This window comes from Marinomonas sp. S3726 (assembly GCF_000967665.1).
Lineage (GTDB): Bacteria > Pseudomonadota > Gammaproteobacteria > Pseudomonadales > Marinomonadaceae > Marinomonas.
The window spans coordinates 66,033-83,440 of the sequence record NZ_JXYC01000020.1; the positions used below are offsets into that span (position 1 = coordinate 66,033).

General features: G+C 38.8%; 16 protein-coding genes and 1 tRNA gene. 10 read left to right on the forward strand and 7 right to left on the reverse strand.

Annotation, left to right across the window (positions count from 1 at the left end):
* Positions 1-33 precede the first annotated feature (33 nt).
* Both TW85_RS16320 and TW85_RS16325 read right to left on the reverse strand, forming a co-directional pair.
* A complete protein-coding gene (locus TW85_RS16320) occupies positions 34-384 on the reverse strand; it encodes a hypothetical protein (protein WP_046018201.1) in 351 nt (116 codons plus the stop codon).
* A gap of 237 nt (positions 385-621) precedes the next feature.
* Entirely contained in the window at positions 622-1,434 is an 813-nt protein-coding gene (locus tag TW85_RS16325; protein WP_084616373.1) for a transporter substrate-binding domain-containing protein, read from the reverse strand.
* Between the two features lie 328 nt (positions 1,435-1,762).
* Between TW85_RS16325 and TW85_RS16330 the strand changes: the two genes are divergently transcribed.
* On the forward strand, positions 1,763-2,239 hold the full coding sequence (locus TW85_RS16330) for a dual specificity protein phosphatase family protein (RefSeq protein WP_046018202.1): 477 nt from the start codon (positions 1,763-1,765) through the stop codon (positions 2,237-2,239).
* A gap of 125 nt (positions 2,240-2,364) precedes the next feature.
* On the opposite strand, the gene TW85_RS16335 is transcribed toward TW85_RS16330, so the two are convergent.
* The 3 genes from TW85_RS16335 to TW85_RS16345 are packed head-to-tail and all read right to left on the reverse strand — an operon-like array spanning position 2,365 to position 5,448.
* Positions 2,365-3,645, reverse strand: coding sequence for an alkaline phosphatase family protein (locus TW85_RS16335; RefSeq protein ID WP_046018203.1), 1,281 nt, complete (start codon positions 3,643-3,645; stop codon positions 2,365-2,367).
* A 22-nt stretch (positions 3,646-3,667) separates the two neighbouring features.
* Positions 3,668-4,234 (reverse strand): phosphonate degradation HD-domain oxygenase, encoded by a 567-nt coding sequence (locus TW85_RS16340; RefSeq protein ID WP_046018204.1) that lies wholly within the window; start codon positions 4,232-4,234, stop codon positions 3,668-3,670.
* A 20-nt stretch (positions 4,235-4,254) separates the two neighbouring features.
* Positions 4,255-5,448 (reverse strand): TauD/TfdA family dioxygenase, encoded by a 1,194-nt coding sequence (locus TW85_RS16345; protein ID WP_046018205.1) that lies wholly within the window; start codon positions 5,446-5,448, stop codon positions 4,255-4,257.
* Between the two features lie 275 nt (positions 5,449-5,723).
* On the opposite strand from TW85_RS16345, the gene TW85_RS16350 reads away from it, so the two are divergent.
* The gene (locus TW85_RS16350) at positions 5,724-6,659 is read left to right on the forward strand and encodes a LysR substrate-binding domain-containing protein (protein ID WP_046018206.1); all 936 of its coding nucleotides are present in this window, start codon (positions 5,724-5,726) and stop codon (positions 6,657-6,659) included.
* A 90-nt stretch (positions 6,660-6,749) separates the two neighbouring features.
* Here the strand turns inward: TW85_RS16350 and TW85_RS16355 are convergent, their stop codons facing one another.
* Entirely contained in the window at positions 6,750-7,280 is a 531-nt protein-coding gene (locus TW85_RS16355) for a peroxiredoxin-like family protein (RefSeq protein WP_046018207.1), read from the reverse strand.
* Between the two features lie 237 nt (positions 7,281-7,517).
* Here TW85_RS16355 and TW85_RS25600 point away from each other — a divergent pair, with 237 nt between their 5' ends.
* Complete coding sequence (locus TW85_RS25600) at positions 7,518-8,450, forward strand: AraC family transcriptional regulator (protein ID WP_084616375.1); 933 nt, start codon at positions 7,518-7,520, stop codon at positions 8,448-8,450.
* Positions 8,451-8,646: 196 nt separating this feature from the next.
* Positions 8,647-8,723 (forward strand) — tRNA-Ile (locus TW85_RS16365).
* Between the two features lie 950 nt (positions 8,724-9,673).
* On the opposite strand, the gene TW85_RS16375 is transcribed toward TW85_RS16365, so the two are convergent.
* Complete coding sequence (locus tag TW85_RS16375) at positions 9,674-10,948, reverse strand: hypothetical protein (protein WP_046018209.1); 1,275 nt, start codon at positions 10,946-10,948, stop codon at positions 9,674-9,676.
* 111 nt (positions 10,949-11,059) lie between these two features.
* On the opposite strand from TW85_RS16375, the gene TW85_RS16380 reads away from it, so the two are divergent.
* From TW85_RS16380 to TW85_RS16405, 6 genes are all read left to right on the forward strand, one after another.
* Positions 11,060-11,272: a helix-turn-helix domain-containing protein gene (locus TW85_RS16380; protein WP_046018210.1), complete on the forward strand. Its 213-nt coding sequence runs from the start codon at positions 11,060-11,062 to the stop codon at positions 11,270-11,272.
* On the forward strand, positions 11,269-11,541 hold the full coding sequence (locus tag TW85_RS16385) for a hypothetical protein (protein ID WP_046018211.1): 273 nt from the start codon (positions 11,269-11,271) through the stop codon (positions 11,539-11,541). The genes TW85_RS16380 and TW85_RS16385 overlap by 4 nt, the downstream gene beginning before the upstream one ends.
* 91 nt (positions 11,542-11,632) lie before the next feature.
* Positions 11,633-11,920, forward strand: a complete 288-nt coding sequence (locus TW85_RS16390) for a hypothetical protein (RefSeq protein ID WP_046018212.1) — start codon at positions 11,633-11,635, stop codon at positions 11,918-11,920.
* Position 11,921: 1 nt separating this feature from the next.
* Complete coding sequence (locus tag TW85_RS16395) at positions 11,922-13,658, forward strand: type IV secretion system DNA-binding domain-containing protein (protein ID WP_052702256.1); 1,737 nt, start codon at positions 11,922-11,924, stop codon at positions 13,656-13,658.
* A 1-nt stretch (position 13,659) separates the two neighbouring features.
* Complete coding sequence (gene mobF / locus TW85_RS16400) at positions 13,660-16,185, forward strand: MobF family relaxase (protein ID WP_046018213.1); 2,526 nt, start codon at positions 13,660-13,662, stop codon at positions 16,183-16,185.
* Between the two features lie 179 nt (positions 16,186-16,364).
* Positions 16,365-17,381, forward strand: coding sequence for a hypothetical protein (locus TW85_RS16405; protein ID WP_046018214.1), 1,017 nt, complete (start codon positions 16,365-16,367; stop codon positions 17,379-17,381).
* Positions 17,382-17,408 lie beyond the last annotated feature (27 nt).

Sequence of the window (17,408 nt, forward strand, 5' to 3'; positions counted from 1 at the left end):
GCTGAGGTGTGTGGTTTTTAACTTGTTACTTACCTAGCCTGCCTCGTTATCCATCTTTTTGCCCAAACGATAACAATCTAAAACAGTAACTAACCAAGTTGAAAATAAGAAAAGGGATAGGTACTCAATAAAGTTTGAGCCATAAAGAGAAGGGCCAGACATGAGCTTTTGGGTAATCAAAATAGGATCAAAGCTCATTTCACCCGCTAAAATTTCTTTAGATATGATATCGGCTTTGAACATAGCTTCTTTCATGATAATGACCAATGAAAGCAGGGTTACCAGCAGGGCCATGCCCCCATGCCAAGGTTTTTCTAAGATAAAATATCCCGCCCCAGGAAACACAGTGGTGCAAAGAAGAGGTGCTTTACGGGACTTTTTCATTTAATAACCTTTGAGTTTTTGTATAGCAATAGTGCTGCTTATTTTAACATCAGATTGAATGTATAAGCGTAAAAAAATTGGCTAGCGACGGCTTGCTAAAGGGGCTTGAAATTGCGCCTTACAATATAACAAGAAGAAGCTGAATGAGGGAAGGGAATGAAGAAGTGAGGTTGAATATTTGTCTTAAAATGATTAAATGCCATCCTTGGCTTATTCTAGAACTTATTCGTTGCTTCCCTAGATTTGGTTAAAGTCCTTCAAAATAGCTTCATAAGTCCCATTGGCTTGAATCTGAATAAAGCCAGCATTAAATGCATCTCTTAATTCGATCGCATTAGGAATATTTTTAGAGATAAGCACATATAAATCGTTTTCTTCTAAAGGTGGTTGTACTAGCTGTAGCTGTGATGAGTCCATCCCTAAATCGGTAGCAACCTGTTTAACAACCGCCACACTGTCTATGTACAAATCAATTTGACCTTGGTCTAGGGCTTTCAAACCATCTGCTACACCAGGGTAACCCGTTAGGCTATTAAAGGAGTACGCATCAAAGCTTTTTCCTACGACCGAACCATCAATTTTACCTAGTTTATATTTGTTCAACTCATCGAATGAATTCACAAAGTTAAGGGGGAATTCTTGTTTCTTGATGACGCCTGTCATTAAAGAATAAATAGGGATAGAAATATGAAAGTCTCTTGCTCTCTCCTCAGAGAAATAAGCGCCAACTAACATGTCTTTCTCGCCCACTTTGACCTTTTCAAAGGCTTCTGTCCAATCACTAAAAACAATATTACTTGTATAGCCAGATGCCTTTAGGGATTCCGCCACTATGGCAGAAACAAACCCACCACGATCCAAAGAGCTACCGTAAAAAGGGGCCCAATCGGTTGTTGTCAGAGAAATTTCTTGTGCTTGTGCAGTGCTAGAAACACTCAAACCAAGAACTAATCCAAGACTTAAACCTAACGTACTCACACCTAAGCCAATGGACCTAGATAGATTTTTTACTCGATCTTTAACACTTAATTTTTGCAACAAAATGATCACCTATTTTTAATTATTTTACTGCCGGTTTATCCGGTCAGTTTGGTGTTACGCCTGCTGCTCACCAGTCACGCAGCAGATGTTTTAATAAGCACTATCTAAGGTATAAAACCTCAGTTGTAACGCTTAAAAATAGCTTAAATAGCGAACACCTTAATTAATATAGAATCTTGATTTGAAATAACTATCGAATGATAAGTGGCTTTAGCGAGGCTGGTATCAAGATAACAAAAGCGCGTTTTTGAAATCTCGGTATATTCAAGGTAAGTTATTAATTTAAAGTAGAATTAGGGTTAAATAGCTTAATCAAAGATAAAGGGAGCGAGCGTTAATGAAGCATGTATTTTGGTTAATAGAAGGTAAGATAGCAGGGCGCTCGGGCCCTAATTTAGATGCTTGGAGCCTAGCAGAGCTTAAAGAACATGGCATTGCGGCTATCTTAAGTGTCAATTTTGCCGAATCGGTTGATAGTAATGAGATGGATAAAGTTGGGATAGTCCATGCCAATATCCCCATGTCGCCAAATGCGCCTGTGCAATTGGGTGATAAAGAAACTTGCTTAGCTAACTTGCCAAAAGCCATGGCTTTTATTGAGACACAAAAAGCGGCAGGCCCAGTGATAATTCATTGTCGTTCAGGCAAGGATAGAACAGGCTTGGTCATGGCAGCTTATCTGATTCAATTTGAAGGTATGACAGCTAAAGAAGCCATGGATAATGTGTTCAGTGTGAGGCCTATCGCCTTTAGCGCAGAGGGGTGGATACCTTTTGCATTGGATGTGTTGGAGAGTTTTGAAGCGTCTTTATAAATAAAGAAAAAGAGCGCTACTCACTTTTGAGTAACGCTCTACTGCGCTTGTAGGAATTTCCTAAAAGTGATTATTACTGAATTAACAAAGCGGTTCTTCACTGTTAACAAACTGGCTCTTCACTGCTAACAAAGCGCCTCTTCATTCCAAGGGGTATCCACTTTTAGAATCGATGCTAAAGTCGGTGCTATCTGAGAGGCTGTCGCAAATTCCACCTCTTGTTGTGGCACATCAGGCCCAACAAAAAGACAAAAACGATAGTCTTCACGAGAACCAGGGCGCATGCCGTGGTTAGATTGATATTTAGATTTTCCGCTAATCTGCCCTGTGCCTTTTAAGTCCCTTTCAAAGCTTGTTAGCGCCCCTTCTTTAGAGGTGAAAACTAAAAGCTCATCTTGCTGATGCTCAGGGATAAAGTCCTTGTTCCAAGTCTCTAAGCCAGCTTCTAGCAATATCTTGGTGACTTGTTCCGCTTCCGTTTGGGATCTAGGGGCGATAAGTAGCATGCCACCTTCACTAGACCAACGTACGCCTTCAGGCAGAATCTGGTCACAATAAATTGCCTCTGTCATCGCCGTATGGCCATGGTCACTCATGATGGCAAAGTTATACTCATCTAACTTGCCTGCTTGTCTTAGTCTTTCTAATAAGGTGCCGACTTGCGCATCAGCTGTGCGAAGCGAATGTTCCATCATAGGATCACCTGCTCCGTACTTATGCAGAAAGTAATCGGTCGCCGCAATTTCTAATAAGATAAGGTCTGGCGCATCATCCGAGCATGCAAGGCCAGCGCCTATGTCTAATAATTGCTGATCAGCCAACATGCCAAAGGTCATCGTCTCAGTCGTATTATAGTTTTGATACTTTGCGCCATTAGGGTTGATCACTCTAGCATCAACTCGGGCTTGATCAAGTTCAGCTAATCGCGCTTGAGTACGTTTACTTAATGCATCCTTTAAAGCTTGATTAGCTTGTGCTTTTTGCTGTTCTTCTATGGATGAGGAGTCATCAGTTCTCGCGCGATTTGTCGTCTCATCAGACCACCAAGGGTCAAGATAAAGGTCACAATCTTGGGTATTCACCATGCCATAACCTAGGCCTGCTACCTTCTTGTTAGCTTGCTTGGCATAGCCTGCCACTGTGGTGGTTAATACATCTTCAGGAATCGCCCAACGAAACTCAGTACCATCCCAAACCTTATTACCATACACTCCATGTTCGGCGGCGGTTTGTCCTGCAATCATAGAGGTACGGCCGGGAAAAGAGGTACCGCAGACTTCAGGTGTTAGGGCTTTCACATAGGTGCCTTGGCTCGCCAAAGCATGCAAGTTGGGTAACCAGGCTTTTGCTTGTACAAATAGGTCGGCGCTGATGCCATCTATCATAATGAGGATAAGCTTACTCATAGACAGAGCTCCTTATACTGACTTAAGCAGCAGGCTGAATTAACAGCTTCTGCATCATAGGAATGTAATGATTCAGGTCTGGTACAGTAAGAGAATCCTGTTTGCCAGCATCATCCCAGTAACGTACTTTTACAGCATCTTGATGATAAGGTTCGGCTTCAAATTGCGCCACTTCATCCGTATTCATTGGGCCGCCTTGTACCGCTAGCGACTCTTTCGATGCCTCAGAAAGCACCTCGTAATACTCAGGTTTTACCGCACATAAATAGCGTTTGCTCGCCACATGTAGACGAATCGCATCGAGTACTCTTTGTGGGAAGTGCCCAGCAAGAAAGTCCGCTGCACTGTCTTCGTGTTCGTTATCTATGCCTTTTTGCAGGCAATCTTCGGCATATTCGCTGGTGTAGTGGCCAATATCATGTAATAGGGCCGCTATGATAAGTTCGTCGTCGGCACCAGCTTGCATAGCAAAAAAGGCAGATTGCAGCATGTGCTCAGCCATGGTGACAGGTTCACCCATGTACCAGTCAGCACCATGGTCGTTAAAGAGCGCTTCTATCTTGGCTAGAATTGAGTTTTCGCTTGTCATTTTTACGTCTCCTTATCTGATTAGTTTGATGTCTTCTTAGCTGATGGGTTTGATGTGACTCGAGCGTCTGTTTCTGTCTGACGAGATAACACAGATTGCAAACTGTATAAGCTATCGACATCCGCATAAGCTCCTTGTAACCAACGGCTGCCAGAGGTCGAAAAAGCCTTTCTAGCGTGGAAAACACGGGTGTTATCAAACATCACAAGTTGGCCTTGTGTGAGCTTGAAATCAATCATGATGCTGGTGCGATTGAGTATCTCAGCATAGTGCTGATAGGCTTTATAGAAGGCTTTCATTTTATGTTTATCGATATTGATCGGGGCAATAGAGCGGTTGTTAAAGCGTACTTTGACCACCTGATCATTATCATTCACTTCAATCAAAGGCACCCGGGACTGAAGGTCAGTGTCTTTATCTTGAAAGCGAAAATTGATCCAAGTTTGGCTTAAAAGGTCAAAATCAGCTTGGCTTTCTTCTCTTAGAATACTGGCCGCTTTAAAGCCATCCCCAAGAATCGACTCGCCACCTTCTACCGTGTTTTCTAAGCAATGCAGTAATTGCACTGTTGGTACAGGGTCGCGATAAGGATTATCCGCATGTAGGCCTAAGCCTAAATTCGTAAAGGCGAGGTTGTTTGGTTCAACTTGCGTTTTCACTTCAAACAACTTGCCGTAGTTAGTGTCTCTGACATAACCAAAGGTGTCGATCACATCAAGAATTTGGCCTTCTTTACAAGGGACATTCTCTAAAATGGCAAAACCATAAAGGGCAAAGTGATCGAATAAAGCACGGCTAGTATCTTGGTTGTTAAGGTAGTCGTCATAGTCGAACACAGACTTATCTGTGCTAAAGCTTGAGTCCCATAACACCTTATTTTGTTCTGAGTAAATATCATTAGCGAGGTGTTTGTCATACGCATTTTGCTCAAGCCAGTCCAAGCTAAAGACACTGCGATGTAGTGGCGAGAAGATAATCTCAACATGCTGATTATCCAATGGCGTGATTGACTCTATACTCACATCTAAAGGAAAGTCAGTCACATTCATAAGGCGCTGGCCACTGTGGGCATCGCGACTCTCGGGCATTTGGCAATGGTCTCTTAACCAGACGGCGAGAAACTCGCTGTTATGACCATCATTCCATTCAATATTTAACTGAGTGCTATCGTGCGCTATTGAGAGCTTATGGCCATTTGCCATTGCAATACTCATGTTTCACTACCTCATTATATTTGCCTTACCACAAGTTAAGCATGCCTGTGATTTGTATGATTATGATGACAAACTAACAGGGATAAAAACATTGAGAATTTCCAAAGTGCTAGTATAGAAATTCTAAAGGCTTCAGTTTTTAATTATGTTAAAAATTGATCCGACACCATAAATATTGCATTTTGATGACGTTTTTATTGCCACAAGAGAATTTTATCTCATCTATGCTATAGAATTGCTAAAATCGAGACAGGATAAGAAAAGGAAGTAACCTCATGCCTCAAGCTCAAAGTTTACCGCCATTAAATGCCCTTCGCGCATTTGAAGCCGCAGCGCGATTACAGAACCTAGCCAAGGCCGCAGCCGAGCTACATGTCACCCAAGGGGCAGTGAGTCAGCAAATTAAATTGCTAGAACAATACCTTGATACCCAGCTTTTTTATCGCAGAGCAAAAGGGCTAGAACTAACTGACAGCGCCAAAGCTTATTTACCTGTTTTAACCCAAGCTTTTACCAATATGCAGGCAACCACCAACGAGCTGTTTGTGTCCGACTATCGTCCCACTATTAAAGTGGCTTGCGGTACCACTTTTGCCCAATGTTGGTTAATGCCAAGATTACCCAAGTTTTTTGCTAAGCATCCAGAGTATCGAGTGAGACTGCTAAGCTCGGCTTGGCCAACAGGTCAGGGTGTTAATGATGCCGATGTGGAAATTTGCCATGGGGAAGGGGGGTTTTCTGGTTATCGAGTACAACGCATTATTAAAGAAGACTGGATGGTGATCGCCAGCCCCAGCTTTATCGAAACGCACCTACCAGAGGGTGAAAACCAATTTAATGACCTAGACCAGATAAAAAGCCTCCCTCTTATTAGCACATTGGGCTTTAAGCTAGGTTGGCGTAACTGGTTTAGTGAGCTAGGTGAAGAAGGCTTTCAGCCAGAACCCTTGTTTGAAAGTAACCACACCTCTACCGCATTAGAAATGGCACAAGCAGGTGTTGGCTTATTACTGGGTTTGTCTTTTTGTTTTCGCATGGCGTTAGATGAAGGTAAGGTGGTTAAGGTGCACGATCACATAATGCCAGCAGAAGGTGGCCAGTATCTGATTCTATCAAATGCCACTATCACACCTAAAGTGGATGCTTTTTGTCGTTGGATGTTAGCAGAGCTAGCGGATCATCCTGATAGAGACAATTTAGAGTGGGGATAGAGATATGATCTGCTTAGGAATAAACTAGGTGTGATGCAGGTGTGAATATAAATAGTGAATACTCACACCTTATCTAGATATTGCTGTTGATTAAACTAACTCGCCTCTGGCAGGGTAGTCTTTTTGAATCGCAAAGTCTATCGCACCTAGTATTTCTTTAAAGTGCGGGCGCGCAAATGGCATAGTGCTGATATTGCTCCAATAAAGGGTATTATCAGGGCGAACAATAAAGATACCAGGTTCTGTAAACTCTTCTGGCTCTTCGATGCCTATGCTAGTTAAACCACGACCTTTCGATCTGTGTAAACCTAAGGCTTGAGATTGCTCAACGCTTAATCCATAACCTAGGTTTAGTCTTGGTAGCTTCCATTCATCAAAAGCAGTTTGTGCTCTTTCATGGGTATCACTACTAATTGTAAAAATATTAACGCCTCTGGCACTAAAATCTTCAGCTAAGCGATTAAGCTCAGTCAAATAGCTCTTACAAATAGGGCAATGTAGACCACGGTAAACCACTAACATGGTGAATTGAGCGGGTTCTTGTTCTGCCAAAGACCAATTATCTTGCAAGGAATGGAACTGCAAAGCAGGCATGGCTTGGCGAGGTTTTAAAACTGTCATAATAAGCTCCTAACTTTTTCAAGGTTGAGTTCAAGAGCAGTAAGACACCCATTCCATTTGGTGATTTTAACTTGATTACCTATTTTCATTCTCATGACTCACTGGCCCAACTAGTGTGGCACCAAAGACTGATTTGTCTAATAAATGATCATCTTTGATGTCTTAGTAGTAATCATAGGGGATCTTGTGTATTTTATTTGTATCAATTTAAATTAAATTTGTAGCAGATAGTACAAAATGGATAGATTAACCACTTTATTGACTCACTTTCGACCGCAAGTGAAATCCGTGTCCTTTTTGCAGCAGCATGAAGACATGCCCCATGAGAAAGATACTGACAAAGCCTTAGATGAGAAGCACCAAGCTTCACAAAAAAGAGTACACCTCTCTCCAGAATCCTCCTATTTACTGTGTGTCTGTCAGGGAAAACTCAGCTTTTTAGAGCAAGAGTTTATGCTAGGAGAGAACGCCGGTGAGTTTACCCAAGGCAGCATCCTCTGGTTAGCCGCAGGCACAGAACTCAAGCTACAAACCTTAGAACAAGAGCAAGACGCCGCCATTCTGGTATGTGAGTATGACTTTGGCTTGTCTAGTCTCAACCCTTTATTGGATACTCAATCCAAGCTGGTGGGCATTAATCAAGAAGATGATATCGCCCTAGCAATACAGCCTATTCTTGATGTACTACAACAAGAGCTAGCAAGGCTCTCATGCGGCTTCCAAGTAGTGAGCGAGCGTCTGGCCGAAGCCTTGCTGGTACAATTCCTACGTTTACTGATGCAGCAAAAGCGCCTGCCCTTTGGTTTATTAGCGGCTTTATCCGACGACAAACTGGCAAGAGCTATAGTAGTGATACACGATCAGCCCGAACAAGCTTGGACAGTAGAAAAGCTCGCCCAACAAGCCGGCATGTCCCGCACCGCCTTTAATAATGCCTTTCGTGACAAGCTAGGTTACACCCCACTTGAATATGTCACCCTTTGGCGCATGAGATTAGCCAACCAAAAACTCAGACAAGGCCAACATAACCTTGCCGCCCTGAGTTTGGAGTTAGGTTATCAAAGTGAAACTGCTTTTCGTCGTGCCTTTAAAAAGAATCTAGGCTTCGCCCCAGGGCAAGTACGCAAACTGCAAAAAGAGGAAAGACTACAACTGCCTTCAGCCTCATAAAAAGCCAGCTTTTCTTGCTAGTAGCAGATTTCATGAAAACTGAATGAAAACAATTGAATAGGGCTTTTTTAGCTGAGATTGAACAATAAATAAGCAAGACTTGGCTTATCTAATAAAAAGCTGAAATAAATAAAGAGAAAAGCCTAAACAAAGCTTGGCAGAAACTCATAAGCTAGATATAATGGCGGCCGTTTTAGGGCCTATAGCTCAGTTGGTTAGAGCATCCGACTCATAATCGGCAGGTCCCGTGTTCGAGTCACGGTAGGCCCACCATATATCAAAGCCTCAGCGGTTAGTGAAAGCTAACTTCTGGGGTTTTTTTATGTCTGTGCTACACCTGTGCTACATTTTATTCCTCCTCCTTCCCTCGTTATACATGAACGTTTTATACGGCTTTCTACAGGCCAAGCTTTTTTAAATAAATTTACTGACGAAGCGATTAGTTGATACGAGTATGAGTTCAGGTATGTCTTTACCTAGTTTGGTTTCAATATGTTTATTAAGCCTGAAGTAAACAATCGAAGAAAAAGACACTATTTAGTGATAAGAAATCGACTTGCATGAATTTGAAGAAAAATCTCTTAGATAAAGACAAATTACTGCAGTTAGCACCCAATGTAAGGGTATATAATGGGAAAAAATTGTAGAAGGAAAGTTATTGTGAAGAATTGAAAAACCAAGAAATAAAGTGATTAGAGTCACAAGACTTCTTGGTTTCCAAATGCCAAATACCTATGCGAGGTGCCTAGCTTAGTCAATTTTGCGGTCGACTAAGTCAATTTTATTCAAAGCCTACTTGATAAGCAATGAAAGTTTACACTAAACGTGCATTGCTCTCTTACTGCTCGTACTAAAAATGTGGCGTTTTGAATTGTTTCTATGCACCTCTTTTTTTATATCTTTGTATAAAAGAGGGCACTTCATGCCAAAAATTAAATCAGCACTAGCGCTGTTACCACTATTATTTGTACTGTCGATTCAAGTTGGCCAAATGTATGATTACGTTATGTTATCCCAAGCTTACGATACTGATTTTTTGATCGTATTAAGCCAAAAGGGAATGGTCATAAAAATTATGTTTAATCGCTTGCGGTATAAAATTAAAACTTTAATCTAATCAAGAAGCGAAAACCAAAGGTCTAGAGATTAGACCTTTGGTTTAGATTCATTCTTTAGTAAGTATTCTAAATTTATTCTGATGTTATTTTTGAAGATTGAGCATGCTATTCACTCATTCTTTTAATGATTTTTTTTATGTTACTCTCTTTTCCTTTCCTAGATTCTCCCTCTTTTAAGATCATGTGGCCTTCTTTTATTTCTGAGTCTACAATTTGTTTATAAGTCATCGTTTTCTTCTTTTCAAAATAACGCTCATCACGCTCTATAAACTTTGAATCAAGTTGTCGCTTTGAAAGTATTAAATCAGAAGCAATAGATAATATTGAAAAAAAGAAAAAAGGATGACGAGATCTTTCATATTGGTTGTCTAGGCATCCTTTCATATAACACTTGTCTATAAAGTCAGTTAGACTTTCAGATGAATAAATATGGTCTTTGACTGTATTATAAATTGGAGGGAAATAAATTTTTATATTATTATCTAACTTAGATTTTAAAATGTCGTTCCAGACGGGTCCTTCAGCATCTAAGATGACTTTGTGAAAACTTGAATCGATAGTAATATGAAAGCTATCTTTATTAATTTCAAAATTTGGATATGATTGACTAGACAGGACTATATCATTTTCAGAGTTATATTTTCGAAAACTAATGAAGTCTTTATATTGCTTTAATGCCTCATCGGAAAGGTTATCAAAAACTTTTCTTGCTTCTAAATATTTTTTGTCTTTATCTGTTTTATCTGCTCGATGTAGGTGACAAACAATATTCCCTTTGTTATGCCTAAAACAATAAGGACAAATCTTATTACCTTGATTATATAGTTTTTTGTGTAGATCCGTTAATACTATATATATGATATTTAAGTTGCTGTCCGTTTTTTTTATTTCTTCAGAACCCATGTCTCCAAAAATATGTTGAACAGTTTTTCTTACTTTTTCAATGTTATTAGTATGCTCGTTGATTTTCTCTTTTCCTAATGGTGAGTCTCCTGACACCCAAAACTCAGAACTCCAATTGGATTCCTCTCTAAAAAATGATAAAGCATCACCAATACCTGATAAATTTATTTTTTCTTTCTCTTCTTTATTTTCAAGTGAGTTAATCTCAAATTCTGGATAAGCAATCACCTCTTCATAAGCTCTAATTGTAGACTCTAATGAGCTAACGATAATATTTTTCAACCTAATCAAGAAGGGAGCTTGTTTATATCTTGCATATGATGAAACGGTAAATCTTGTATCAGTACAATACTCTATTAGCTCTTCTATAGAGCTAATAAGATTATTACTAGCATCATACTTTCTTGTATCAATGATGTTGCTTAAGTAGTTACTGATCTGATTTCCTAGGCTTTCTGAGCTATTTTTTAAATCCATTTTGTTGGTCACTTTTGTCATATTTTAATTGTGAGACTGTTTTAGCCATTTGTCATAATCTATTTTTCGTTCAACACAATCAATAGTTATCAAGTTATAGAGAGCTAAAATATGACGTATCCAAAAACATCAAAACCCCCTTTTCTAAATCGTGCACAAGCAGCTGAATACCTCAATGTTCAGCCGCAAACATTAAGTGTTTGGGCTTCAACTAAACGCTACCCATTGAAGTACATAAAAATTGGCAGTCGTGTTTTTTACAGCAAAACTCACTTAGATGAGTTTATTGAAATGAACACATTTGCAGGGGAGGAAGAGCAATGAGTAATGTCATTAAAGCGAGAGAGTTAGCTGGAATGATTGTTAATGAAAAGCAAGCTGACACAGTTTGGTCTGATGATTTTATGAGCGTTAGAAATACGGAAGAGTACAAAAAAGTTGAGAGTAAACTAATAAGTAAAAAATTAAGAATTCAATCATCAAAAAAATACTTGGGTGAGACAGACCCTAACGCACCTCGGTGTGCATCCTCATACTCGGAAGATTCTCGCCTAAAGCCTTGGTATATAAGGCTTAAAGAGCGTTTCTTCTAGAGCATCGAAGCGCTTTGTAAAAATCTAAAAAAATCTTACTTTTCAATTTATTAGGGTGTGAAATCAACGATTTCATGTCTAAGGGATTCTTATGTCTAAAAATAAACTAGATAAAGCAGTCACTGTTCGATTCTGTTTGAACGATTATAACAAGTTACTTCAACAGGCTGAACAAGAAAACGTAGCAACAGCGGAAATGATACGCATTGTTTGGGCAGAATACCAAAATCACACTAGCTTCACTTTTAAGCTACTTGAGTTAGAAGAAAGGTTATCAAAACGTAACTTTGAAATCGTATCTGCTGTAGCCAACTTAGATGAACAAGAAAAATACCTTGCAGAGCAAAGATTGAAAAACAACCTAAAAGGAGGCTCTTAGTATGTCTTCACCAAGTCGTTTTTACCAAGATTGGGCTTTCTTTTGGACTCTCTTTTGTATTTTTTTCTTTGTGACTTTCTGGTTTACAACATCATTAACATGGCTGATGGGAGAAGGTAATAATTGGGGGGATAAAGAGGCTCACTTCAACGCTTTTCTATCTCTTTTAAAAATGTGGTTGTTTGGAAAATCAGGCTATACATGGGAGAGGTATTGGGGGGTTATCGTTGATAATGAGTGGGTAGTGAAGTTAGCTCTTCATGTTCTTTTACCCGCTTTATTTTCACTTTTAATAGCTTCTTTTTTAGCCATTAAAATGGTTTTAAAGAAAGGTGGAATAGAAAGAGTTCAGCATTTAAATGGTCCAAAATTATATCGATTTAAAGATGTATTTAAGCACTCTAAGAAGATGTATAAAAAAGAAAGAAAGAGTAATAAGTACTTTGAAAAAGGTATAAATTTACACCCAAAAATACCAATTTCTATAATGAGAGAGCTGAATAATTTATTGGTGATCGGCACAACAGGCAGTGGGAAATCGACATTTATTAAATATATTCTAAATCAAGTAATTAAAAGAGGTGATCATGTTCTTATTTATGATGAGAAAAAAGAATATACATCTTTGTTTTATAGTGAAAGGTCTTTATTAATTGCACCATGGGACTCAAGAGGTATTGTTTGGAATATAGGAAAAGATATTTTATCGGAAGAAGACTCCATACTTGTTGCTAATAATCTTATTGCTAAAAGCAAATCAAATGATCCTGTTTGGGACAATGGTGCAAGGCTGATTTTTACAGGAATGTTAATTTACTTAATGAGAACAAAAGAAAATTGGAGTTGGACAGATTTAGCTAACATGCTAAAAACGCCACAAGGTGAGATGTTAGCTATTTTAGAAAAGTACTACCCGATTGCGCAAAGCTTTGTTGTTGAAAATAGCAAAACAACCCAAGGGTTTTATGTCAATTTGATATCTAACCTGAGATGGCTAAATACTTTGGCAAAAGCTTGGGGCAAACAAAGCTCTAACTCATTTTCTATTAAAGAATGGGTAGAGACTTCGCAAAACTCTAAAGCAATAAAGCCTGTATTAATTATTCAATCTGACCCGAGGTATGAGGAAATTGGAGCTCCTCTTTGTAATGCCATTATTTCATTAATGACACAGTTTTATTTGTCTAATGATAATCAAGCGAATCGTAAAACTTGGTTGTTTATTGATGAAATGGCGAATTTACCAGCAAACCCAAGCATTCAAAAATGGTTAGAACTAGCGAGGTCTAGAGGGGCTAGAAGCTGTGTTGGTTTTCAATCTAATAGTCAGGTTTATGAAAATTACGGCAAATATAATGCAGATACCATATTAAATTTGCTTTCAACTGTTATATCTATGCGGGTCGGTTCAGCGGGTGATGAAGCGAAAAATACTTCGCGTATGTTTGGTGAGAGAGAAGTACTGCGCCCAGTCAGTTTAGATAAAAGCGTGCCTTGGGCAAGCAGCAAGGAGCCGTTAGTCAGCGAAGAGGATCTTATACATTTAGAGCAAGCAAATAATAAAGGAGTGCATGGTTATCTAACTGTGCCCAGCTGGAACTCCGTCTATAAGGTCTGCTGGCCGCATTTCACCCAAAAAGCAAAAGCAGCTGAGCACGTGCCTGCAAAATGGTTAAGTGAAAAAACGGTAATAGAGGAGACTCCTCAGCCTAAAAACCGATTATTAAGAAGGGGCTAATATGCTAACTATTTGTCCTGTAAATAATCTTGATTATTACAGTAATCTAGCTGAGGAGGACTATTACTTGGGCTCGGGGGAGCCACCTAGCACTTGGTACGGCTTAGGAGCTAGGCACTTAAATATTCACAACGATATTGTAGACTCAAAGACATATCAAAACTTAATGATGGGGGGCGCGCCTGATGGCGCGCACCTTGTTCAAAATGCATTTGATGAGAAAAGACGAAAAGCATGGGATCTAACTTATAGTGCGCCAAAGAGCGTTAGCTTACTTTGGGCTAGAGCTGATGACAGTCTAAGAGCTGAGATACAAGAGGCTCATAAACAGGCCGTTAGAAGAGGAATAGATTTTATAGAAAGAAATGCGGCACTCACTAGGCGAGGAAAAGCGGGTGAAACATTAGAGCGAAGCGCAGGTCTTGTTGTAGCAACGTTTGATCATTGCACCTCAAGAGACCAAGACTTTCAGTTACATACCCATGCGCTAGTTTGTAATCTTGCTCCGAGGTTGGATGGATCTTGGGGAAGTATTGAGTCACGTAAACTGTATCAGTGGCATAAAGCTGCGGGTGCTATGTATCGAGCTGAACTTGCAAGCCAGATGAAAAGCTTAGGGTTTCAAATAGAAGCTGATAATGAATCTTTTCATGTAGTTGGTGTTGATAAGGGCCTGTGCCGCTATTACTCGAAGCGAACCCAAGCGATTGAAGAAGAGTTAGAGAAAAAGGGCTTAACAACCAGTGCAAGTAAGTCTGGTCAAGCAGTGAAACTTTCAACCAGAGCTCATAAAAAACCGATTAACCATAAAGAACTACTTGAAGGTTGGCAAACAGAGTTGACCAGTCTTGGTTGTGATCAAGAACTTATTAGCAGTATTCAATCCAAAGACCCTGTTAATAGGAAAAGATACCTAGAGACAGCCCCTATTATTGAATCTATCACAGATCAAAAAGCGATATTTAAACCTCAAGATGTCTTTTATAAAGTGGCCGTTGATTCGGTAACGTGTGGGCTCAATGCTAATGATTGTGAACAGCTAACAAGGCAGTCTTTAACAACTAATAGTGTTGTTGAGCTTCAAGCCGAAAGTGCTTACAGCCCACTATATACAACAGAAAAGGTGTTAAAAACTGAAGAGTCCATGCTGAAAATAGCAAAATCAATGTCAAAGCAGAGTTCAAAAAGACTAGATGAGAATCAGATTGATTCGGCAATTTTTAAAGCTGAAAACGAACTTGGTTTTAGATTTGATGATGAACAATTAGAAGCAGCTCATATGGCCCTGAATGGCCCTGATATATCTATCCTTCAAGGCAGTGCAGGCGCAGGGAAGACAACCTTAATGTTAGCGGCAAAACATGCTTACGACGCTCAAAACCTCAATGTGCTAGGTGCTAGTATTGCTAAGAAAGCAGCTGACAATCTAGAACAAGAAACGGGGATACCCTCGGTCACTATAGCCTCATTAATTAGTAAGATTGAAAAAGGGGGCAACCCTCTTACATCATCTGACGTCTTAGTGGTGGATGAAGCGGGTCAACTACCCTGTAACTACCTTCAACAAATTATGTATTGTGCTGATCAAGCTAAATGTAAGTTGATACTGAGTGGTGAAGACAAGCAGCTAGACGCGATTAATCGCGGTGGCTCTCTTAGGTATCTATCCAGCCCTGAAGTCATAGGCACCCAACGTATTGAAAATATACGTAGGCAAAGGTCTAGTTGGGCGAGGGAAGTAGTTGCAGATTTTCGGGATGGTAAAGCTGAAAGTGCTTTAAAGGTGCTTGAACAAAAGGACTGCCTTCATTACTCAAATGATAAGGAGGCAACTAAAGCTAATTTAGTGAAGCAATGGCATGACTATCAAAAAAGTCATCCATACAAAGAGTCTTTAGTCATTGCCCATAGGTGGGACGATGTAAAAGAGCTCAGTAATGCTATTCGAGACATTCATATATCTGAAGGGCGAGTAGGGCGGGAAAACATCTCTTTAGCCTGTAGTGTTGCCGATAAACGTTTTAATACTGAATTCTCAAAGGGCGATAGGGTCAAGTTTTGTCGAAATGACTATAAGTCGTTAGGTGTCTCAAACGGCACTCTAGGCACGATAGAAAGTATTCGAAGCTTAAAGAACAAAGATACTGAGTTTTCTATCAAGGTAGATGATGGCCGCAAGGTTAACTTTTTGGCTTCTGACTATGCTGATGAAAAGGGTACTCATTTATGTCTAGCTTATGCGCTTACTGTGTATAGTTCGCAGGGCACGACTATTGATGGCAATACATTTGTGTATTACACCAAGGGTATGGATAGAGCTAATACCTATGTAGCAGCCAGCCGACACAAGGATGAGTCTCATATCTTCTGTAATCGCCATGAAATAGAAGAGTGCATCCCTGATTCGAGCCGAGATATGTCAAAGCTAGCTCAGAAAAGGGAAGAAATGCTTGTCAGCATGATGTCTAAGGATAATCTAGCGAGTTTGGCTGTGGAAGTTCTTACAGTAGAATATGATAGAAGTTAATTAGAACACTTTGCTTATCTAATTGATCTAGTGATAAAATATTTTTTACTAGAGTTTTGCATAGAGCTTACGGATAAATTTTATAGGTTTTAAATTTTTGTAGGTAAGTCTTCGAGAAGCTAAAATCTAAATGATTAATTTTTACTGTTGGGTCACAAACAGATTGAAAAAGGATTTTAATGAATAATCTAGATCGCTACGAACTTTATTCAGATATTAAGTCATTATTTTTGAAAGATGACTTGGTTGTATTTTATGAAGTTATCAATAAATTTAATTTCTTATTAATAGAATTAAAATCTAACCCTTTCTCAATCTTTTCAGAATCGCATAATGTTCAGTCGAAAAGAAATGAAATTAAAAATAAGATAGCAAACACAACAAAAGAAATCATAAATTTAGGTTCTTTGGCCTTCTATAAAGAAATATTTTTTCTAGAGAGAGAAGTGGAGAAGGTTTCAAATAAAATTAAAACTAAGGAGAATTTATTTTCTGGGGTTTTAGATAAATTAAAGAGTTTTCAAGTTTCATATGATGTTTTTCTAACAGAAAATACGGAAGGGAATTTTCTTAATACTGCGATAATAGCTTCTGAACTGAAAGAAATGATAAATCAATTAAAAAATATCTCACCTGACTTACTTGGTTTAAAAGAAGATATTAATCCGTTAGAAAAGGATAGAAGTTTAAGTTTATATTTATCAAACGTAGAAACTTTAGATTCATTTGCAAAAAAGCTTCAATCTTTTTCAGATATATATAAAGAAGTATTACACCTTAATAATACTTCTGAAATTGATTGTCCGCTAAAATTAGAATACATTGAAAATGGTAGTCTAACACTAAAGGTCTTCTTTGGTAGTGTTGTAGTTACAAAACTAATGACATCATTAATTGATATAGGTGTTGATTATTATCATGATAATTATACGCTGGAAGGAAAGATTACAACAATACATCAGAGCTCTGCTGAGTTAGATAGAATTTTAAAGTTATCAGAACAACTAGAGAGATCTGGAATTGATACCATAGAGATAAAAGAAACTATTAATAAATCTTTAGTTAAAATAGCGAAGAATTTAGATGTTTTGATAAGTGATCAGCCTTTAGTGCTTTTAAATAATAATAAAAAAAATATTGATAAAAAAATGAAAGATTTGTTTATTGAGCAAACAAAAAAAATTGAAAAGTTATAATTTTATTATTAAATGTTTTTAGGTTTT